This is a genomic window from Mycoplasma bradburyae, assembly GCF_024339025.1.
In the GTDB taxonomy this organism is placed as follows: Bacteria; Bacillota_I; Bacilli_A; order Mycoplasmatales; family Mycoplasmoidaceae; genus Mycoplasmoides; species Mycoplasmoides bradburyae.
The window spans coordinates 770,181-793,270 of the sequence record NZ_CP101415.1 but is presented as its reverse complement, the minus strand read 5'-3'; the positions used below and the strand labels follow the sequence as shown (position 1 = coordinate 793,270).

The following is a 23,090-nucleotide window of genomic DNA, read 5'->3' as shown; positions in this document are numbered from 1 at the left end:
TATGAAATCAGAAATTTTAAAACTTAATAATCAATTAAGAAAAAAAGAAGTTACGCCTGAACAATTAATTAAAAATTCATTAAAATTAATTCATAAGTACTCATGAACTAATGCTTATTTATATGTAAATGAAGATTTATTAAGTTCTAGTTCAAATAGCTTCAATCCAGATAATCTTAATAGCTCTTTATTAGCTTATATTCCTTACAGTTTAAAAGATAATATTTCGACAAAGAACATTAGGACGACTGGAGGATCAAGATTTTTGGGATCTTATAAACCACCATACGATGCAACAGTTTATAAGATTCTAGAAAATATGAATGCTTCTATGATGGCTAAAACCAATATGGACGAATTCGGATTAGGTGGTACCGGTCTAGATTCTGGTTTTGGTTATACGCATCACCCGATATCTAAAAAATATGCTCCAGGAGGATCTTCTTCTGGTAGTGCTATTAGTGTTGCGAATAACTCTGTTGTTTTTAGTATCGGAACTGATACTGGTGACTCTGTTAGAAGACCAGCTAGTTTGGTAGGTGTTGTAGGTTTTAAACCTACATATGGTTTGATTTCGCGTTATGGTGTATTTCCTTACGCACCATCACTTGACCATGTAGGGATTTTTGCTAGATCAGTTATTGATGTGGCTATTGTAGCTGATGCTTTAACTCAATACGATTCAAAAGATTTTACATCACAAAAAACAACTAATAAATTACTTAATAATTTATTAGAATCTGATTCATCTAATAAAAAGATTCGCTTAGGTTACTATAAGAATTTAGAGCCTTATATGTATGAAGATGTACTAACGGCTTGAAAACAAGTAATTGATTTCTTAAGAAAAACCAACAAGTTTGAGATTGTTGAACTTGAGTTTGACATCAATTTATTAAAAGCGACAATTCCAACTTACCAAATGTTAAGTTTCCCAGAGGCTAATAGTTGTTATGCTAATCTGACTGGTATTCCATTTGGTGAAAAAGTGGAAGGTGATAATTATGATGAGAAGGTAATTAATGCTAGAACTAAATTATTAGGAAATCAGATCAAAAGAAGATTCACAATCGGAGCTTATATTACTTTAGCTAATAATTACGAACCGCTATTCAAAAAAGCGCAAAAAGCGCGAAGATTAATTGTTGAAGAGTTTGAACGTTCAAAAAAATCTGTCGATGTTGTTTTCTCATTAGGTGCAAGTAGTTTTGCGCAAACAATTGATGATATTAAAGAAGGAATAGCAAGTTCTAACTTAATCGATGATTTCTTAAGTATTGCTAATTTTGGTGGACATCCATCTATTACTATTCCAATGATTAAAAATCGCGAAAATCTTACAATCGGTTTAAATTTAGTATCAGATCAATTTAAAGATGAATTAGTTGTAAAAACAGCTCATATAATCGAAACAGAATTAGATAACTATGGAGGGAATATAAATGCATAATTTCCAACCGACAATAGGTATAGAAGTGCACGTAGCTGTAAATTCGAAGACAAAGATGTTTTCTCCATCAGCTAATTCGCACACAGATAATCCAAACAGCAATGTTCATCCGATTGATTTAGGATTACCAGGAACAATGCCTGAGCCTAATGCTTTGGTAGTTAAAAAAGCTTTAGTATTAGCTAAAGCTTTAAACATGAAAAATGTTGATCACCACGTAAGATTTGATCGTAAAAATTATTTTTATCAAGACCTACCTAAGGGATATCAAATTACCCAACAACATCACCCAATAGCTACGAATGGTTATGTTGAAATCTTTAATAAAAAAATACCAATTCAGCGTTTTCATATTGAAGAAGATACTGCCAAACAATTAAATCAAGATAACAAAATTTTATTAGATTATAACCGAGCAGGTTCTCCATTAATTGAGATTGTTACTGATCCAGTGTTTGAAAGCGGACAAGAAGTTAAAGAATATTTAACAAATCTAAGAAGAATCCTAATTTTTAATGATATCAGCGACGCTAAGTTAGAAGAAGGTTCTATGCGTGTCGATGTTAATGTTTCGATTCGTCCATATGGCGTGAAAAAATACGGAACAAGAGTTGAAATCAAAAATATTAATTCGATTAATAATGTTGAAAAAGCGATTAATTACGAAATTAATCGACAACAAGAAATGCTTTTATCAAACCAAGGTTTGATTCAAGCCACTATGCGTTATGATGATCAATTAAATCAAACTGTATTTATGCGTGAAAAGACTGATGCAGTTGATTATCGTTATATGTTTGAACCGAATATTATAGGTATCCAACTTGATCAAGAATTTTTAGAACAAACTAATCAGATGCCAGTTTTTGATATTAAGAAACTTGAATCAGAATTATTAGTTCAAGGGCTTGATAAACAATTTGTAGATCTGTTATTAGACAATATCTTTTTATACAGAAAATTAAATGAAATTAACAGTAAAATTGATGATTTAAGCTTGGTGTCAAAATGATTATTAATCGAATTAATTGGTCGTGTTAATAAATTAAAATTAAAACTAGAATTAATTAACCCAAAATGATTTGATGGTTTAAGTGATTTGCTTGTAATGATTAAAAATGAAGATTTAAACCAAAAGCAAGCAAAAGTAGTTTTAGATGAAATAATTAAATCAGATGAAACAGTTGCTCAGATAGTTGAAAGACTAAATATGAAGCAAATCAAAGAACCTGGTGAAATCAAAGCATTGCTTGAACCGATTTTATTAGAAAACATTAATGTTTTAAATGATTACGATACACGCAAAGAACGTGTAGAGAAATTATTAATAGGTTTATTGATGAAAAAAACTAATGGTCAAGCAAACCCTAATGTTAGTATCAAAGTATTAGATGAATTAATTCAAAAACACAGATAGATAAAATGAACGCTAATAATACATCATATATGAGTATCCAATCAATTCTAATTATTCTTTTAGCAGTAATTGCTTTTGTTGTAGTTGTATTATATAGCGTTTATTTTGTTATATTTATCCGCGTTCGTAGATCAATTAATAAGAATTATAAGTTTAGAGAAAAGTATAATCTTTTATCTGCTAAAAATTACAAACAAACAATTTTGCAAATAACAAAATTATCTAATAAACGATCACAACTTGCGCATGTTGTTGAGTTTATTAATAAGTTTAATGATTTTTATCGAGAGCAAATTGATGCTGTTTATGAACCAATTAAAGAATTGAGTAATTTTGACTATCATTTTGATTTTCAATACACAAAGAAAGCTTCAAAACAAATTTCTTTATATCTAGATAAGGCTCAGAGTTTAGATGAATCATTTAACAATATTAAAGGTGATATCTCAGCATACAAAAATAATTCATCTGCCTTAGTAGTTAATTTTAAGGAATTGTTTGATGATTTAGTTAAGTTTTTAGAAAGATATATATTACCTTCATTTGATAATAGTGAGCTATTAAAAATGACTAATTCTTTTTCATCTTGTTTAGCTAAGTTAGAAGATGCTTCAACGATGTTAATGAATAAGAATTTAGCAGCTTTTATCGAACATTTTCTAAAAACTTGTCCAACTCTTATTAATACTTGCAAAACATATTTCGTTCTTAATAAGTGAAGAATAAGACTAAAATATTTATTGGAAGAAATGCAATGTTCTTACAATCAATTATCTAAAGAACAAAACTTTCCTTACGAATCTAAACAACGCGTTCAGACGATTATTAAATACACAAACAAAGAATTAAATGATGTGTATGATGCTTTAATTAATCGTAATTTTCATTACGCTGAAAAAGTAATGAAGGATAAGTTTGAATTGATTTATCGAACTAAAAACGAATTAGATTTAGAAATCAAATCAATGAGCACGATTTCTGTAATTTATGAATCGTTTCAAAGATGAATTGAACATTACATAAGTAATTTTGAGAAATTAAAAAACAAACTTGATACCTTTATTCTTAACTTCAAAAAAGATCATATGTTAATTGAGCAGATTAAAGAAATTAATTACAAATCAGCTCAATTAAAAACATTGGTTAATGAAATTAATGATGATAATAAGAAATCTTATAGCCATAAAGAATATCTAGTTTTAATTAGCAGTATTGCAGATAACGCTATTAAATTAAATGATATGATCGAACATTTAATTAAAACAATAGCTGATAATATTGCTGTTTATGAAAACTTTTTATTTAATACAAATAACTTAAGATTGCAATTTGGAATGATTAGAAATTATTTCATAAAAAATGATATCAAGAATGATAAATTGTATAAGTTGATTGCTGACAACACCAATGAATTAAACATAATGGAAAGTAATTTAAATAAAAATTACAAAGAAAACATTGTTAAATTCGATGGATTGCATAGAAAGATGGAGCGTCACTTTCTTGAAGCGTTAGCTATATCAATTAAAGAAGTTGAATTAAAAGAACTATGTCAATATGCATTTATGTTCTTGAATAAATATATCTACGAATCGCAAGATATTAATAACTATGTTACTGATTTCAGAAGAAGATTATTTGCGAACGGATCTTATGAAGAGTGTTTAATAAACCTAATAACCTTATTAGAAAAAATGAAACGTGCAGCAAAAGATAATCAAATTAATCTTTTTTAATTCTTTTTAAAAAAATTGACATATCTTGAACAGGAGTAGAATATGATAACTTCTGTATATGCAAAAATAGAATATGTTACAAGCACGAAAATGTTGTTTGTTGCCAATAACTGAGGTTATTGGGTTAATGTAAAACCAAATAGCGGTTTTAGTAGATCTGATACAAATGTATTAATCTTTTTACATGAATTAGCTTTTGTTACGCAAAATAACTCTTTAAGTAAAGAATTTTATGCTTTCAAGAGTTTAAAAGAAAAAGAATGATTTAAATCGTTGTTGACAGTTAATGGAATTGGACCTAAAACAGCAATTAATATTATGGCTAACAATCAAGATGATGTTTTGTCGTTAATTAAAAATAATGACCTAGAAGGATTATTAAAACTAGAGAATATGAATAAGAAAATTGCTACGATCCTTCTAGCGTCTGATATTGCTAATAAAGGTTTCTTAAGAAGTCAAATTCTGAATGATAAAGAAAATGAAGAAGAGTCTAAAAGCAAAAAGCAAGAAACCAACCAATTCCAAGCTGATATAGATGAAGTGCTATCAGATTTAGTTATTGAGGCGATAGATTGTTTAATAAATTTAGGATATAAACAAGAACAAATTCAGAGTGCGTTGTGTGAAATTGATTTCAAAAAAGAAACAATTAATGACTCAGCTGATTTAGTTGCAGTTGTTATTAAACAAATAGGTTTAAGAACAAGTGAAATTAACTAGACCAACAAATTTCAATGAATTTATAGGTAAGAATGAATTAAAAGAAAAACTTTTAACATTCATAAATGCATCAATTAGTCAAAACAAATCTTTAGACCATGTCTTATTTTATGGACCACCAGGTGTTGGCAAAACATCACTGGCCCAAATAATAGCAAATGAATTAAAATCAAAAATTAAAATTCTGCAAGCATCACAAATTCAAAAACCATCTGATTTACTAAATGCTTTTTCGTTATTATCAAAAAATGACGTGTTGTTTATCGATGAAATCCATTCATTAAATCCTGCCATTATGGAACTATTATTTCCTGTAATGGAAGATTATGTTATTGATATTTTAATAGGTAAGGATTTTAATTCTAAATTTACAAGAATGAAATTACCACCCTTTACTTTAATAGGTGCGACAACAATGTATGGAAGAATAATTGATCCATTAGAAGAACGATTTGGTATTTTATTAAAACTCGATTATTATCAAGACGAAGAAATTTTTGAAATCATTAAGACGGCTAATGCTAAGGATAAAATTAAATTATCGGATGACGAAATACAAAGCATAGCATTGAATTCCAAAGGAACACCAAGAAATGCGTTAAGAATTTATAAACGGGTTATGGATTTTAAGCTATTTAATAAAAAAGAGAATATTCATCAGATACTAGAAAAACTTAATATCCACAAATTTGGCTTATCCAATCTAGATCTAGAATATTTAAAAGTTTTTGAAAATAATCCAAAACAATATCTTGGTTTGAAATCGCTTTCATTAATTAGTGGAATTGACGGATTTACAATTGAATCAAAGATTGAACCATATTTAATTAAACTATGTTTAATTAAAAAGACTTCTAAAGGTCGTCAAATAACTCAAAAAGCAATCGAATATTTTAAAGATAATTAGGTTCCTAATTGTCTTATTTTTTAAATTTATTAAAATTACCAAGATATTATTGTTCAAAAAACATATGAATCAAAAACCTAATCCAGCAATAGATAAGAATAACAATTTGCAGCAAGTCATAAGACCTTCTGTTAATATCGCTAGCAAACAACAACCAAGACCTAATGCTAATATTTATCAAGCGCAAGCTCAAATTGTTAATGCTCAGACAAAGAAAGATGGATTAGATAGTCCTAATAAAATACAACAAAGACCAAATCCTAATCTAAACCAAAATAATCAACCTAACAATATTGCTCTCGGATTAAATCCTAGACCTAATTTAAATGCACAACAAAGACCTAATCCACAACTTAATTTAAGTCAAAATCCTAATAATTTAAATGGTAATTTAAATCGACCAAATCCTAATTTAAATAACCAACAATTAAATAATAGAACAATTAATTCTAATCAACCTGGAACTCTTAATATATTAAATAAATTACAACAAAACCCTAACAAACCAAACGAAAATATTAAATCAGATGCTCAAGGATTAAATAAAAGACCGGCTAGTTCGCTTAGAGATTTTGTTGCTCAAGATGAAACAAATTCAGTTGATGATGAAGGTGAGATAGAGGCGCCAATTACTTCATTAAAAAGTAATGAACCACAACAAGCAATCTTAAAAGATTTCAATCAAAACCAAAAAGTTGAACAATCAAAACCAGTTGAAAAACCTCAACCGATTAATAAAGCACAATCAATTCAACCAACACAACAGCCTCAACCAGTTCAACAAATCCAAGAATCACCAAACCCTACCCCTGAAGAAACAGCAGAAGAATTAAAGACTACAACTCCTCAAGCGCCTACTCCAACTCCTGCCCCTGCGCCATCAGCTAAACAACCATCAACACATCCATCTGGAATGACGCTTGAAGATTTCATGCGCAAAAAACTAGAAACTAATCTAGTTGTTGTTGATGAAGAAACTTTAAGAAAACAGCAAGAAGAGAAAGATTCTAAAGCAGTTGCAGTTGTTAATGAAAATCAAGCTGCTCCAGAAGAAGAATATCAACAACCCGAAACTTCTAGCTTTGATCTTCAATATGATGTTTGAACATTAGATCGACTTAAAAAATTCAGTTTAGCATCAATATTTATGGGGATTTTTTCATCTCTTTTAGGGATTGGTGTTTTAGCTCTTTCGATTTTATATATCCTAAATTCTTTAGAGACATTAAATGTTTCAAAAGCATTAAATCTAAAATCTGAAACACTAAATGCGATTTTAGTGGCTATCTCAATTGTGTATGTAGTGATTAGTTCAATATATCGTGCTCTCGCATTAGTTTGTGTTTTATCAAGCAATCAAATAAGTAGTCAGAAGAACTTCTACAGTTATGACTTTGATTCGTTAAAAGCACCATTGTCATTCAGTGTATTCTTCGAAATAACAAGTTTAATATCTTACCCAATGTTGCTTTCTAAGATATCTAAAACAGTTAATCTTCTAAAATAATTAGATAAATGAACATTAAATCGGTTGGTTTAATGTTCATTTTATATTTATCTTTTATGAAACTGATTTTAGACATTTTATTCTTGAGAAACAAATAAAAAAACAAAAATGTTAATAAATAAGCCTCTAAGATTGAAAATAATAAAAGTAGTATAAAATTACTAGGTTACTTAATAAAAACGCTACAAGGGCTATTTATTAGCGTTTAATGGCTATGTTTAGAAAAATTAAAAACAATTTATCTTAATAGCTAACTCATATTTTATTGCCAATAATAATTTTTATTAAGGAAGAAATAGGTATATCTTAGATAATTGATTCAAGAAAAACTTATTTTTTTAAATTTTTCAAATTTGCTTGTTTAACCCTTATTTAAAGGTAAATTTACTTCCTTATTATATATGAAGGGTTTTTGCTATATAAAAACTAACCAAAATCATTACATTTTTAAAGCTTAAAATCAACATAAACAGATTGAAAAAACTTAATAATATAAATAATATTATTAACAAAAATTGATGTAACAAACCTCTTGAAAACAACTTTTTAGATCATTAAAATATTCACACAAAGCCAAGTGCATTCAGTATGAAAAATCAACGCATTAATAAAATCTTTTTTTTAAGCTGCTTGTCATTATTACCAACAGTAGGTGTTACTGCTGGTTTAATCGGCAATTCTTACAGCACTAATTCATTCAAATCATCTCAAATTAATCAATCTGCTACATTAGTAGAAGAAGAAAATCAAAAACAACTTCAAAGATGAGATAACGACTTATCTAAATACAAATACATTGACAATGACAAAACATTATTCTTAGGAAAAAATTTCCTTAGACTTAACAACGCTGTTGTATTTGATAAAGAACAAAGAAAATTAATTCAACAAACAACAATTGGTGTTTATGATGAATTAAACAACCAATTACAATCTATTGTTTTATCTAACGATTACAAACAACTTTATTTTGTAGATGATAACGATCCAACAAAAGGCTTTGTTGTATCAGATGATTTAAATAATGCGATTTATTATCCTATTGATTTAGATACTGGTTTAATTGATCAAACAAATGCTTGAGCTATAGCAACTCAAGAAAAAGCTAGCAACGTTGCTGCTTACTTATCAACTCAAGTTGATGAACGAAATGATTTAATAAAGAATGCTAGAATTGTTAGCTTCAGCGTTAATGACAATCAATTAAAAGTTGTTGTTTATAACCAAAATGGTAGTTTTGAAGTAGAAAACATTCCAGCAATTAACAAAGCATTTACATCAATTAAAATTGTTAAATCATTTTCAATCAACAACGCTTTATTTACTGGTATCAACTTTTTTGATGATGAAAATAATTTAGTCGGTTCACAAATTATCAATATTAAAAATGGAGCATATGTTCCAGGTGGTGCTAGCTTTGATATCAACCGACAAATCAATGCAATGGTTTATGATGCTGATCACAATGCGATTTATGCTCAATACCATTTCACTAACGACAACACTACAAGAATGTGATATTACTCGATTTCTCCAATCGATCAATTTGGACAAATCGGAACAATGCCAAATGAGAATTACTTTTCAGATTTAATTTTTATTAAAGGTGAAGGTATCGTTGGGGTTAATAAACAAAAAAATAACTTAACACTATATCCTTTTGAAAGAGAAAGAATTTTAGCTGCACCTACTTTTAAAGATGTTGCTTCAAGTTATACAAACGACTTTTTCAAACTTAATTCTGATAAAATAACAAACATTATTTACGATCAAAAGAATCAAAAGTTTAATGTTTTTTATAACAGTAATATCTATGTTGACGGATTAGTAAGTTTTAATTTAGCGGACTTTAAAAAGAAATCTGATATATATTCAAATATTGTTCCAATCTACATCGATGAAGCTAAATTAATCGATGAAATGAACAAACAAGAATATCAAGAAAGCTTTGCTTCAGTTTATGCTAAGAATGAAATGAGAAATGATTTTAATAAGTTTTTAGTAATACCTGAGTTTTATAAAAATTTAGAAAATCAATCAAAAATCGCACAAGATAAGAGTTGAAGTTTAATTTATAATTCAGATGAAAATCTTGGATTAATTAACATCAAAATAAAGTTAAAATACGGCGAAAAACAACTGAATCTAGTTGATCGAGACATTTTTGGTTTTGAAGCAGTTAATGTAAATGATATTAAAACTCATTACAATAAAAATTCACCATTACTTGATAAAACGCCAACAGAAATTAGACGCTTACTTGATGACGAAAAAACTGTAACTGAAACAAAACGAGCAATTTTTGATCTTTACGGTTTTGATGCTAAATATAAACAATTACCATTTGATGTAAAAATCAAAGATAGTTCAGTATTAGGTGATATTAGCTTTATCTTTAGCTTTTTAACAATAAAAGATAATAAAATTCAAGCTAACTTTAAAAAAGAACAACCTAAAGATAGCTTAGTAAAACAGGATGCAACAATCGATTCAAATACGGGATTATTAACATTTGATAATAACTTCAAATTATCGATTGAACGCTGATTTATTCCGGTTGTAGTTATTGCAGCGATCCTTCTAATGATGGGTATAACAACATTAACTTATTTCTTATTAATTCAAAGAAAATACCCTAAATTATTAGCGAGTATTAAACAAAGAATTAATTCAACTTCGAATAATGAAGACGAAGCAGAAAATATTGAAATTAACGGTAAAATTAATATAAATCAAATTAAGAAAGATCAAGATGAATATGTTGATTTATATCAACAAAGTGAGGTTAAAAAGAAAGAAAGAATAACAGAAAATCTTAAGCTAGTTACAATTGAAAAAAGAGTAGATGAAAATACAACTAGAGAATTAACAAGCGAACAAACTAGTTCAACTAAAAAAAGTCAATACAATGACTTCTACAGAAATAAAAAAGCAGCTACTATTGACATCTTTCATCAAAAGATGGCACAAGATCAATTAAGTTGAAACCCAGAAATAAAATTAACAAAACAAATCGGATAATCTAAAATTTAATAAAATATATATACTATGGCAAAGATCAAAACATTAAGTGCAGCTGAATATCTTAAAGAAATTGCTGACGATACTAATCTAAGAGTTCAAGACATTCGTTTAGTAATTACTTCTTTACAAAAAGTTTTAGCTAAAGAATTAGCTACTACTGGTGAAGTAAGACTATTTGATATTGGTAAATTCAAAGTTCAAATAACTAAACCTAGAATGGGAATTAATCCTAAAACTAAAGAAAAGATTCAAATTCCTGAAGGTAAAAAAATCAAAGTAACAATATCTAAAATCTTAAATGATGAAGTTATAGGTTCTAAATAATCAAAATGAATCTTTTGTAATACTTTTAATGACTAGATCATTAAAAGTATTTGTTTTATATAGTACATTTATGGCATCGAATTATAATGAGACGAATATTAAGGTTCTAAAAGGATTAGAACCAGTTAGAAAAAGACCAGGGATGTATATCGGATCAACTGATATTAGAGGGTTGCATCACTTGGTGTGAGAATTATTTGATAATGCTGTAGATGAAGCATTAAATGGTTCAGCTAACAAAATCGAAGTTGTTCATAAAAAGGATGGTTCGATTATTGTTACTGATAATGGTAGAGGAATACCTGTTGGTAAAAACCCAAGCACAAACTTATCAACTGTTGATACAGTTTATACAGTATTACATGCAGGTGGTAAGTTTGACGATCAAGCTTATAAAGTGTCAGGCGGTCTGCATGGGGTTGGGGCTTCAGTTGTCAATGCATTATCATCAAAATTAATAGTTACAGTTCATCGTGATGGTGGAATGTATGAATCAATTTATGAAAACGGAGGAAAGATTGTTCAACCGTTAAAGAAAATTGCATCATCAACAAAACACGGAACTATCGTGCAATTTTGACCTGATAAAACAATCTTTAAAAACACTCAGTTCAATTCTTCAATCATCAAAGAAAGATTACATGAATCAGCGTTTTTATTTAAAGGCTTAAAAATTGTTTTTGTAGATGAAAACAAGCCTGAATTATCTGAAACATTTATTGCTAAAGATGGTATTTTAGAATATATAAAATACATTAATGAAAATAAGAAAGCGATTTCCAAACTAATTGCTTTTAAAGGTGATTACGAAAAAATCGAAGTCGATGGTTGTTTTCAATACACAGATAATGAATCTGAAATAATCGTTTCATTTGCTAACTCAGTAAAAACGATCGAGGGAGGAAGTCATGAAAATGGTTTCAAGCAAGCAATGCTAGAAACAATAAATGACTACTCTAAAAAATACAAACTAATTAATCAAAAAGATAAAGGTTTTGATTGAACGGATATAAAAGAAGGTTTAAGTGTAGTTTTAAGTGTTAAAGTTCCTGAGAAAATTATTGCATACGAAGGGCAGACAAAGAATAAACTATTTACTCAAGAAGCAAAAAATGCTGTTCAAAAAATCTTAAGTCAACAGTTGTTTTATTTTTTAGAAGAAAACAAAACTGATGCTAAACAATTAATTGATCGTTTTAAATTAATTAAAGAAGCAAGAGATGCCGCTAAAAAAGCTAAAGAAAATACCAAGAAGCTTAAAAGTGCTAAAACTGAAAGAGTTTTATACGGTAAACTAACTCCAGCTCAACTAAAAAAACCAGAACTAAACGAAATTTTTTTAGTTGAGGGTGATTCAGCTGGAGGAACAGCCAAATCAGGACGCGACAAGCGTTTTCAAGCTATTTTACCGCTTAGAGGTAAAGTTGTTAATGTCGAAAAATCACGCTTACAAGATCTTTTAAAAAACGAAGAAATCTTATCAATTATTACTTGTTTAGGTTGCGGTATCGGAAATAATTTCAATATTAAAAATCTTAAATACCATAAGATCGTGATTATGACAGATGCTGATACCGACGGAGCTCATATTCAAGTTTTATTGCTTACTTTCTTTTATCGTTATATGCGTCAATTGATTGAACAAGGAAAGATCTATATCGCCTTAGCTCCACTATATAAAATTAGCGCTAAAAATTCGTCTAAATCAGCCTTTGCTTGAGATGAATATCAACTTGAAGAACTTAAAGAAAAATATGGTTCATCATATGAAGTTCAACGATATAAAGGTTTAGGTGAAATGAATTCTGAACAATTATGAGAAACTACAATGGATCCGGCAAAGCGACAATTGATTCAAGTATCAATTGCTAACGCAGTTCAAGCAGAAAGAAAAGTTGCTATCCTTATGGGTGATGATGCTGCTATTAGAAAAAATTGAATAAACGAAAATGTTGATTTTAGTGTTGAAGAATAATGGATAAAAAAAAGATATTTAAAAAAGACTTGGATGATATCATGTCACTTAGCTTTGGCAGATATGCTAAGTACATTATCCAAGAAAGAGCCTTACCCGATATTCGGGATGGTTTAAAACCAGTTCAAAGAAGAGTATTATACGGGATGTATAATCTTGGTTTGTTTTATAACAAACCATACCGAAAATCAGCAGCTACTGTAGGTGAAGTTATTGGGAAATTTCATCCTCATGGTGATTCATCAATTTACGAAGCGTTAGTAAGAATGACGCAAAGTTGAAAAAATAATATACCATCAATCGATATGCAAGGAAACAACGGATCGATTGATGGGGATAATGCTGCTGCTATGAGATATACTGAAGCTAGATTATCTCAATATGGCAATCTAATGCTTGATAACATTCATAAAGATACCGTTAGCTTTATGAATAATTTCGATGATAGCGAAGTTGAACCAACTATTTTACCTACTTTGTTACCTAATTTGTTGGTTAATGGCTCTACTGGTATTGCGGCTGGTTATGCAACTAACATTCCGCCATTCAACTTAAAAGAATTAATTGATGTAATCATTTTAAGAATTGATTCACCTAACTGTAAGTTAGATTCAATTCTTAAAATTATGCCTGGACCAGATTTTCCTACAGGGGGAATTATTTTAGATGACGATGGTATTAGAAACGCTTATCTAACTGGTAAAGGAAAGATTGCGATTAGAGCTAATATCATTAATGAAAATAAAAACTTGGTAATTACTGATATCCCTTTTGAAACAAACAAATCAAGCATTATTCGTTCAATCGAAGAAATTATTGAGGCTAATAAATTACCTCAACTAGTTGAGGTGAGAGATGAATCTGATCGCTTTGGAATCAGAATCTTATTACAAACTAACACAAAAGATGATAAAGTTTTAGACATCATTAAAAATTACTTATATAAATATACGCAATTACAAATTAATTACAATTTTAATAATATCGTAATTGATAATAAAAAACCAATTCAAATGTCGATATTTAACTATTTAGATAGTTATTTAAGTCATGCTTATACAGTTTTAAGAAATGGGATCGGTTTTGATCTTAAAAAAGATCTTAAGCGCGTTGAAGTAATTGATGGTTTGATTAAGGCTACTAGTATTATTGATGAGATTGTAGCTATTATTAAAAAATCAAAAGACAAACAGGATGCTATTAATAATTTAGTGGCTAAATATAAATTTAGCATTATTCAAGCAGAAGCGATCGTTTCATTGCGTTTATACCGCTTAACTAATACTGATGTTGTTCTATTAAAAGAAGAAAAACAAACTTTAGATGAAAGAATTAAACGACACCAAATATTGTTAAATAATCAAGATGCATTAAATCAACATCTAAAAGATATTTTAAGAGGTTATAAGAAATTATTTAACACTAAAAGACGATCTGTTATTGGCGGAAATATTGAAAAGATTGTGATCGATGAATCAGAAATTATCGAGAAAAAAGAATTATATCTATTAAGTTCTGCTGATGGCTTAATTAAAGCTTTAAATGTTGATAACTACAAAAATTTAAACTTATCAACATTTAAGATAAAACAAGATGATGATCTAAGCGATCTAATTAAAGTTAGTTCATTAAGCAAAGTAGCTTTTATTACCAACTATGGTAATGTTGTTGTGCTTAATGCTCATAAGATTAAGGAAGCTAAACCACGCGAAATCGGGATGGATATTAACGAATTAACTACGATTAAAGATAATGAAAAAATCATTAAATTAATCGAGATAAAAGATAATAATGATCATGTTGTTTTGTTATCTAAACTCGGAATGATTAAGCAAATTGCATTATCTGATCTTGATCAGATAAAATCAACCAAGCCGACAACTTGCATGAGCTTGAAGGATAATGATGAATTGGTGTGTGCTAATTTATTAAGTGATCAAAAAGCTGAAATTGTTTTGGTTACTAAAAACGCTTACGCGTTAAGATTCTTTGTGAATGAAGTTAATCCGACAGGGTTAAAATCTATGGGTGTAAGAGCTATCAAACTAAAAAATGATGACTATATTGTAGGTTTTGATGTAATCAATTCATCAATTGATCAATTAGTTTTAGTTAAAAACAACCAATTAAAAAAACTAAAAGTTTCTTTAATTGATAATCAAACAAGAGCGACTCAAGGAAAAAATCTAGGATTATCTAAAAATAAAACTCCACTAGTAAAAGCGTTCTTGCTAAACACAGAAAAATCAAGCTTATACGGCTTAAATAATGATTATGAATTAGTTAATCTAGAATTAAATAAGATAATTCTAGGAAATTTATCTTCAGAATATCTTGATTTAAAACAAGAATTTAAAAACTATTTCTTAAATAAAATAATTTATGAATAAGAAGTGTCAGGGGTGTGGTAATTATCTTTCGGATAACATTAATGATTTAGGTTATTGTGTTGATATCAATCGTTTTGAATTATGTAAACGTTGTTTTCAGTTCAAACATTATAAAAAAGTTGATGAAAAAAAGATTGTTGTTAAACAAGATATTGATGACTACCTAAAAACATTAGAACTAAAAAATTATTGTGTTTTTTATCTAGTTGATCCAACTAATTTTATCTTTGATCTAGAAACAATAAAACGCTTAATTAATTCTTATCGTTTTTATCTTATATTTAATAAGATTGATTATTTAGCTAAAAAAAATAATCTTGAACAAATTAAAGAAAAGATTATAAATAATCTCAAACACAATGGAATTGAATTACAGTATAGTCAAATTTTATTTAATTCTATCTATCTTTCTTATGATTTAAGAAAGATAGATGAACTAGTAAAAAAAGCGCATATTAACCGTAAAAAAGCGGTATTTTTAGGTCAATCAAATGTTGGTAAATCATCATTAATAAATAAATTATTAAAGCTAAATGATATTGATAAAAAGGAATTCTTAACAACTTCACCTTATTTAAATACAACACTAAAAATAAACCAGATTAAAAAGCGTGGTTTGTGTTTGTTGGATACCCCTGGTTATTTAGATGAATCTAATGGACTTTATGAATTAGATTCTAAGCGCATTAAAAGATTGATATCTCATCAATGAAAAAATCCTATAACCTTCCAAATCAGTTCTAATCAAATTTTTTATTGCGAAGACTTTATTAAATTAAAAGTTTATTTAGATGAAAATATCGATAAAACATCGATTACTTTTTATTGTCCAACTGCACTTAGAATTCATCGAACATCAGTTAATAACGAACAAACAATTGATAAAAAAATCAATAATATATTCAGTGATTTAACAGAATTTAATTATCTAACTAACGATAACTTTAGTTCTTATGATTTAAATAATTCCCAAAATAATTTACTAATTAATGGAGTTTGTTTAATTAAATTAAATAAAGGAATCAAGAAGATTGAAGTTTATAAGAAAGATAAAATAAGAGATTGTTTATTAATTATTAATTTGATTTAATAGGTATAGAAAAATGAAAAAAATAATAATTTTTGGTGGTAGTTTTAATCCGATTCATAATGGACATGTTCACATAGCAACAAAAGCATTAGAACAATTAAATGCTGATCGAATTTATTTTGTTCCAACCTATAAATCAACTTTTAAAGAGGCTTTTAAAATTAGTGACATTCATCGTAAAAGAATGATTCAAAATATCGTTAAAAAGAACGATAAATTTCACTTTAATTGATATGAATTGAACATTCAAAATGAGAAATCATATTTAACAGTTAAATATTTTAAAGAAAAATTTCAAGATGCTCAAATTTATTTTTTAATCGGTAGTGATAATCTAGAAAAATTTCACTTATGAGATGAAGCTGAAACAATGGCAAAAGATTGTCAAATGCTTTATTATTTAAGAAATAATGAATTCAAAGATCATGAAAATATTAAAAAATTTAATTTTTTAAAAATCGATGGCGAAAATTTAGATATCTCATCAACTAATATTAGAAACGGAACACAAGTAATTAATTGTATAGATGAAACAAATCTTGATTATATAAATGATAATGGTCTATATATTACTGATCGATTAGAACATTTTTTAAAATCTTCAACAAGATACGAACACTGCCTTAGGGTCGGTAATTTAGCCAGAAGATTTGCTCATTTTAATTATCCAAATTTAAGTCAAAAAGCATATATTGCTGGCTGTTATCATGATTTAGCTAAAGAATTAGATGAAAAAACTATGCTATATTATCGTGATAAATTCGATAAAAATATTAATCCTGAACCTTATGAAAACGATTCTGACTACAGAGTCCTACATGGATATGTAGCAGCTTGAATTTTAAAAAATCAATTTGGATATCAAGATGAAGAATTACTTAATTCGATTTATTATCACACAATAATAAATACAGAAGAACCCACTCCATTGGAAAAAATTGTTTATTTAGCTGATAAATTAGAATCTCATAGAGTGAAACAAGATATTAATCGTTACTTTAAAATTAATAAAGCTAAAGCTTTAGCTTATAAAAATATTCATCAAGCATTTCAATTAACTCATGATCAAATTAGGAAATATGTTCAAATGAAAAACGAACAAAAATAACCCAAACAAAAAATATATAATTATAGCCGCAATGTTTGATGAAGTTGATTTAATATTCAAACAATACGACTATAAAAAGAATAGTAATTCTAATTTCATTTACAGTTCTGAAAAAATTGGTGATGTAGACATTGCTATTTCTGGTATCGGTAAAACAAACGCAGCAAGTTGCACTCAGCATATAATTGATCTGGATTGTTATAAAAATATTATTAATATTGGAATTTCTGGATCAATAAATCATCAATTAAAACCAGCTGAATTAATTGAAATAAATAAATTGGTTTATGGCGATGTAGATGTTACTTATTTTAATTACGAGTTTGGACAAATACCAAAATTACCAGCATCATACGAATTAAAAAACGGAAGTTATACTTGTTTAACAACCGATAGTTTTATAAATCGTTTTAACTACGAAGCAATAATTTCGAAACTTAATATACCTATTGATGTATTAGAAATGGAAGCTTGTGCAATAGCTCAAGTGTGTCATATCAACAACTTTAAAAATTTAAAAATTTACAAAGTCATATCAGACTATGTAAAGTTAAATGAATTGAATAAAAAGTTAGATGATCAATTATCAGATCATGTTTTAGATAAAGTGGATTATCGTTTTAAAGTATTTGATAAGAAAAATAATAAAGAATTAATTCTTAATAAAGAAGAATTAATAAATCATTCATATCAAGTAATACTAGAATGATTTGAAAATGAATTTTCTAAATAAATCTATTATTATTTTAATATATTAATTTTTGAAAAAAATAGCTATTTTACCGCGTATTTTTAAAAAAATATTAAACAAAACTAACTATTTTCTTTAATTATTTTATGACTGATCTTATGTTGCCTTAATTTAATTCCAGCGCTTTCCAAAATGAATGTTGATATCTTATTATCAGGCAAGTGTTCGTATTTATTATCTTCATAAACAACTTCAATAATTCCACTCTGAACAATAGTTTTTGCGCAATTAGAACAAGGAAACAAGTTTGTATAAAGAGTGCAATCTTTAATAATAGTACTAGTATTTAAAATAGCGTTTATTTCAGCATGAATTACATAAGGGTATTTAGTCTTTGAAGGGTCTTCATCTTCCCTTTTTCAAGGAAAGATGTTATCTAAACCTTTAGGCATTCCGTTATACCCTAAGCCTATTACGTATTTTTTATCATTAACCACACATGCACCAACTTGAGTTGATGGATCTTTTGAACGCATTGCTGATGTTTTAGCTAACATCATAAAATATTCATCTCAAGAAATAGCATTAGGATTTAAGTTATTATTGGAAGAATTTTTATTTCAATATTCGACGGTGAATTCGTTAAAATCTATCGTTTTTATTAATCGGTAATTACTTAGATCTAAATTAAGATAAACATCTCCTTTATATGAATTTTTAATTCTAGATATTATGATCTCGTCAGCGTACATATAATATTTTTCATAAACTGATTTACCGCCTGCTATAAAGAGAATTTTTTCGCTATCTTTATATTCGTTAAATAAATCTAACAATTCCTTATCATTATGGATTGTATGATCAGCCATAGGTTGATCAACGTTACTTAAAACATAAATTTTGCGATTTTTAAGTTTTGACTTTAAACCCAATAAAGTTCTCTTACCGAATAATAATGCATGATGAATAGTTGTATTTCTAAAATGAACAAATTCTTCTTTAATATGCCATGGCATTTTATCCTTATCGCCAATAAGGTTATTTTGATCAACAGCTACAATTAATTTAATCATTAGACAGCCACCTTAGCTTTAATTGCTTCATCGTATTCATAGCCTTCTAAAGTGATATCTTCAAACGTAAATTTGAAGATATCTTTTATTTCAGGATTCAAAATAACTTTAGGTGATTTTTTTGGTTGTCTTTTTAATTGAATATTTACCTGATCAATATGATTTAAATAAATATGAGTATCGCCAATTGTATGAATAAATTCGCCGACTTTTAAATCGCTTACTTGAGCTACCATTAAGAGTAACAAACTATACGAAGCTATATTAAAAGGGACGCCTAGAAACATATCACCACTTCTTTGGTATAGTTGAAGTGATAATTCCCTTTTTTCGTTCACGAAAAATTGAAAAAAACTATGACAAGGGGGTAATGTCATATCTTTAATTTCTGCTGGATTTCAAGCGCTTACAATTAATCTTCTTGAAAACGGATTTTTCTTAATTTCATCAACAACTCATTTTATTTGATCAATACCAAAAAAATCGCGTCATTGTTTTCCATAAACCGGACCCAATTTTCCGTATTTTTCAGCAAATTTACCGTCGTTTTTTATTTTTTCTACAAATTCTTTTAAGCTTTCTTGATTATAATCATTAGATTTTTTAAAAATCTCGTAAGGTCATTCATTTCAGATATTAACATTGCGATCAACTAAGTATTTAATATTCGTATCACCTTTAAGAAATCACAACAATTCATGGCAAATAGCTTTTCAAGCCATCTTTTTTGTTGTTAGCAATGGAAACCCTTCTCTTAAATCATACCTAGCTTGTGTACCAAAGTAAGAGATAGTGCCAGTATCAGTTCGATCTTTTTTAATTTCACCTTCGTTTTTTACTTTTTCTAATAAATTTAAATAAGTTTTCATAGCTCAATGATCTAGTTGTGTTTATTAACTATGTAATAGTTATAATTGAAAAATATCTAAATTTAGAAATGATATTATTTTTTCAATTCTGATCTTACTATTAGATCTATATATCTCGCATTTAAAAAGAAAGAAAAACACATTTATTGAAATTAAAAACTATTTTATTTAATTAAATTGATATTCAAATTTCTTTATTAATAAAGCATATTAGATATTATTTTGTCTTAATCTAAATTAACAATAAAACTAGATATATAATTTATGATTATGCCAAAGTATTCAAAGAAAATTATTGGATTATATTAGTAATAAATAACCAATATTTAATGTTTTTAAAAAAGTTTTGGTTAATTTATCGCATTAATATATATAATAAGATTAAGTAAATATTTGAAGGTACATACGATAATTTATGAAAAATAAAACTAAAGTTAAAAAAATAACAACTGCTTTAGGGATCGCAGGTGCTGCTTCAATCGCAGGAGCTACTCTAGCATCTTGTGGAGCTTCACTTTCTTATAAATCTTCAGTTCAGTTGGTAGTATCTAATGATTCATCAACTTTAGCTGACCAATCATTCTCTGAAAGTTCTTTTAATGGAATTAGAGATTTCTATAAAAAAGAATTAATGATTGACATTCCACAAGCTAATAGTAGTAGTATTTCAGTAAACGATGGTTTATGAAAGAGACCTGGTGATACTGATGATAAGAGAATCAACACTTACAGACAAATTAAAAATGAAGGTTCTTTAGTTGCTGTAGCTACTGGGTTTAATCAAGAATCTGCTTTAAATAAGATTCTAGATAACACTGCTTATTACAATGAATTTAAAGACTTTGGATTTATTTTCGTTGATGGTGTTATCTCTAAAACAAATGGTACTAATATCTCAGCTATAACTTTCCAAACTGAAAGCGCTGCTTTCTTAACTGGTATTGCTGCTGGAGTTTTAGTAAATAAAAATTCTGGTTTCTTCAAAACTGTAATGGTAGATGGAAAAGAAACATATGGAATTGGTTCATTTGTTGGATTAGCTCTTCCTTCTACAGTTAGTTTCTTAAATGGATTTAGATTAGGTGCTATATTCTTTAATGAATACGTTCAACCAAAAGTTAAAGGATTTAAAAAATTATCTTGAATAAGTTCTAATAAAACACAAAATGATGGAGCTCGTGATAGTTTAGCTGCTGATGTATCAGGATCATTCAGTAACACTGAACAAAAAGCTACAACAATTACTGATGGTTTATTAGATAACGGTGCTTCATTAGTTTATCCAGTTGCTGGTCCTCAAACAGCTTTAAGTCAATCAGCTATTTTATCTAAAAAAGAACAACACAAAGCTCAATTAATCGGTGTTGATACTGCTCAAGAAAATTTAGCAACTACTCAAGCTTTACAAGGCGCTCCTGGAGGAAAAACCATCGCTTTCTCAACTGTTAAAGCGTTAGATGTTGCTGTATATTCAACTTTAAAAGCTATTAAAGATGGTAAGGTGTATAATGGATTCTATGGATACGGTTGAAATAACCTAGCTTCATTAGCTAACAATGGTGTTTCATTATCAAACGCAGGATTAGCATACTTACCGGATTTAGCTAAATTATTTAAAGATACTGAAGCTACAGTTACAGCTGAAGCTGGCGGTTCAGTATCAGCTGACACCGGAACGAATAGCTCGTCTATGAATATGATGATGGCTGAAATGAATTCATCAACTAGAGCTTCAACATTAAGAGCAGATCCTGCGGCTGCAGGTGAATCTAGCACAGGCACTGGAGCAGCAACAATGTCAGGTGATTCAGGAGCTACCGCAGAAGCAACTACTACTGCAACTACATCAAATGAACCTAAGCAAATTGAATCATCTGCATTAGTTACTGTAACTGATAGTAATAAGCAATCTATCTTAGAACAATACGTTAAAATTTTAGCTGGTACTTCTACTTTATTTTCTTCTGAATCTGATAAGACAAGATGAGTAATTAAAGGTAACGAATTAATAACTTTCAAAACTAAAATTGAAGCTGATGCTAAATTATTACCTGTATTAACTATTGAAGGAAATAATAACGCTTTAAGTCACGCTAGCGCATTATTAGCTTCTTCTAAACAACAAGCAACAGGCGAATTATTAAATCAATCTAAGAAAACATTTGTATTCTCTAAACTAAGATAATTAAGAGACTTAAAAATCTAAATAAAAGGTACACTACGGTGTACCTTTTTTATTAAAATAATCGAGCATTTTTGCTTAAAATCGATCTTATGACTTGCAATTATATATATATATATAATTTGTGTGTGTTAAAGAAATTAACATATTTATTTAATTTAGATTTATCTGAATCCAAATTAATAAGAATTTAATTATTTATTGGAGAAAATAATTTATGAGTCAAAAAAGTAGACTTGTTTTATCTTTATTATCGTTTTTTTAGGAGGGCTAGGCGTTGATAGATTCTATGCTGGACGTATAGGTTTAGGTATAGCTAAATTATTAACCGCAGGTGGATTAGGAATTTGAGCAATGATTGATTTTGTCTTAGCTATATGTGGAAAAATGAAAGATGAAAATGGTCAATTAATATCTGATTGAAAAGCATAATTTAACTTTTATTAAATTTGTAATCAATTAAAAAGATTTAAATAAAATTTTTTAAAAAGTCAGACTAAAAATTTAGGGTCAAGTTGCATATCAATTCTGATATGTATGATCATTTCAACGTTGATAGAATTAATATATATTGTATTAATACTTGTTAAAGTAGTTGTATTTAATGGTGATTCTCTGAAATCT

17 protein-coding genes are annotated in these 23,090 nt (G+C 28.0%); 15 read left to right on the top strand and 2 right to left on the bottom strand.

Features of this window, described 5'->3' with window-relative positions:
- Position 1: 1 nt before the first annotated feature.
- The 13 genes from NMG77_RS03085 (at position 2) to NMG77_RS03025 (ending at position 18,384) form a co-directional block, all read left to right on the top strand.
- Positions 2-1,450: an amidase family protein gene (locus tag NMG77_RS03085; protein ID WP_255045738.1), complete on the top strand. Its 1,449-nt coding sequence runs from the start codon at positions 2-4 to the stop codon at positions 1,448-1,450.
- Positions 1,443-2,867: an Asp-tRNA(Asn)/Glu-tRNA(Gln) amidotransferase subunit GatB gene (gene gatB / locus NMG77_RS03080; protein ID WP_255045737.1), complete on the top strand. Its 1,425-nt coding sequence runs from the start codon at positions 1,443-1,445 to the stop codon at positions 2,865-2,867. Before NMG77_RS03085 ends, gatB begins: the two co-directional genes overlap by 8 nt.
- Before the next feature lie 5 nt (positions 2,868-2,872).
- The gene (locus tag NMG77_RS03075) at positions 2,873-4,603 is read left to right on the top strand and encodes a hypothetical protein (RefSeq protein ID WP_255034502.1); all 1,731 of its coding nucleotides are present in this window, start codon (positions 2,873-2,875) and stop codon (positions 4,601-4,603) included.
- A 42-nt stretch (positions 4,604-4,645) separates the two neighbouring features.
- The gene (ruvA, locus tag NMG77_RS03070) at positions 4,646-5,326 is read left to right on the top strand and encodes a Holliday junction branch migration protein RuvA (RefSeq protein WP_255034501.1); all 681 of its coding nucleotides are present in this window, start codon (positions 4,646-4,648) and stop codon (positions 5,324-5,326) included.
- Entirely contained in the window at positions 5,313-6,233 is a 921-nt protein-coding gene (ruvB, locus tag NMG77_RS03065) for a Holliday junction branch migration DNA helicase RuvB (RefSeq protein WP_255034500.1), read from the top strand. Before ruvA ends, ruvB begins: the two co-directional genes overlap by 14 nt.
- 64 nt (positions 6,234-6,297) lie before the next feature.
- Positions 6,298-7,740, top strand: a complete 1,443-nt coding sequence (locus NMG77_RS03060) for a hypothetical protein (protein WP_255045736.1) — start codon at positions 6,298-6,300, stop codon at positions 7,738-7,740.
- 588 nt (positions 7,741-8,328) lie between these two features.
- Positions 8,329-10,761, top strand: coding sequence for a hypothetical protein (locus NMG77_RS03055; RefSeq protein ID WP_255045735.1), 2,433 nt, complete (start codon positions 8,329-8,331; stop codon positions 10,759-10,761).
- A 27-nt stretch (positions 10,762-10,788) separates the two neighbouring features.
- Complete coding sequence (locus NMG77_RS03050; RefSeq protein ID WP_255034497.1) at positions 10,789-11,088, top strand: HU family DNA-binding protein; 300 nt, start codon at positions 10,789-10,791, stop codon at positions 11,086-11,088.
- 70 nt (positions 11,089-11,158) lie between these two features.
- On the top strand, positions 11,159-13,063 hold the full coding sequence (gene parE / locus NMG77_RS03045; RefSeq protein ID WP_255034496.1) for a DNA topoisomerase IV subunit B: 1,905 nt from the start codon (positions 11,159-11,161) through the stop codon (positions 13,061-13,063).
- Entirely contained in the window at positions 13,063-15,453 is a 2,391-nt protein-coding gene (gene parC, locus NMG77_RS03040; protein ID WP_255045734.1) for a DNA topoisomerase IV subunit A, read from the top strand. Before parE ends, parC begins: the two co-directional genes overlap by 1 nt.
- The gene (locus NMG77_RS03035) at positions 15,446-16,543 is read left to right on the top strand and encodes a GTPase (protein WP_255045733.1); all 1,098 of its coding nucleotides are present in this window, start codon (positions 15,446-15,448) and stop codon (positions 16,541-16,543) included. Before parC ends, NMG77_RS03035 begins: the two co-directional genes overlap by 8 nt.
- Before the next feature lie 13 nt (positions 16,544-16,556).
- Complete coding sequence (locus tag NMG77_RS03030; RefSeq protein ID WP_255045732.1) at positions 16,557-17,651, top strand: nicotinate-nucleotide adenylyltransferase; 1,095 nt, start codon at positions 16,557-16,559, stop codon at positions 17,649-17,651.
- Positions 17,623-18,384: a 5'-methylthioadenosine/S-adenosylhomocysteine nucleosidase family protein gene (locus NMG77_RS03025; protein ID WP_255034492.1), complete on the top strand. Its 762-nt coding sequence runs from the start codon at positions 17,623-17,625 to the stop codon at positions 18,382-18,384. The genes NMG77_RS03030 and NMG77_RS03025 overlap by 29 nt, the downstream gene beginning before the upstream one ends.
- A gap of 80 nt (positions 18,385-18,464) precedes the next feature.
- Here the strand turns inward: NMG77_RS03025 and NMG77_RS03875 are convergent, their stop codons facing one another.
- Together NMG77_RS03875 and NMG77_RS03010 are read right to left on the bottom strand one after the other, a co-directional pair.
- A complete protein-coding gene (locus tag NMG77_RS03875) occupies positions 18,465-19,415 on the bottom strand; it encodes a dihydrofolate reductase (protein WP_322098507.1) in 951 nt (316 codons plus the stop codon).
- Positions 19,415-20,284: a thymidylate synthase gene (locus tag NMG77_RS03010; RefSeq protein ID WP_255045731.1), complete on the bottom strand. Its 870-nt coding sequence runs from the start codon at positions 20,282-20,284 to the stop codon at positions 19,415-19,417. The genes NMG77_RS03875 and NMG77_RS03010 overlap by 1 nt, the downstream gene beginning before the upstream one ends.
- Positions 20,285-20,699: 415 nt before the next feature.
- Between NMG77_RS03010 and NMG77_RS03005 the strand changes: the two genes are divergently transcribed.
- Together NMG77_RS03005 and NMG77_RS03905 are read left to right on the top strand one after the other, a co-directional pair.
- Positions 20,700-22,469, top strand: coding sequence for a BMP family lipoprotein (locus NMG77_RS03005; protein ID WP_255045730.1), 1,770 nt, complete (start codon positions 20,700-20,702; stop codon positions 22,467-22,469).
- 240 nt (positions 22,470-22,709) lie between these two features.
- Positions 22,710-22,898, top strand: coding sequence for a TM2 domain-containing protein (locus tag NMG77_RS03905; protein ID WP_408954340.1), 189 nt, complete (start codon positions 22,710-22,712; stop codon positions 22,896-22,898).
- The last annotated feature ends 192 nt before the right edge of the window (positions 22,899-23,090 follow it).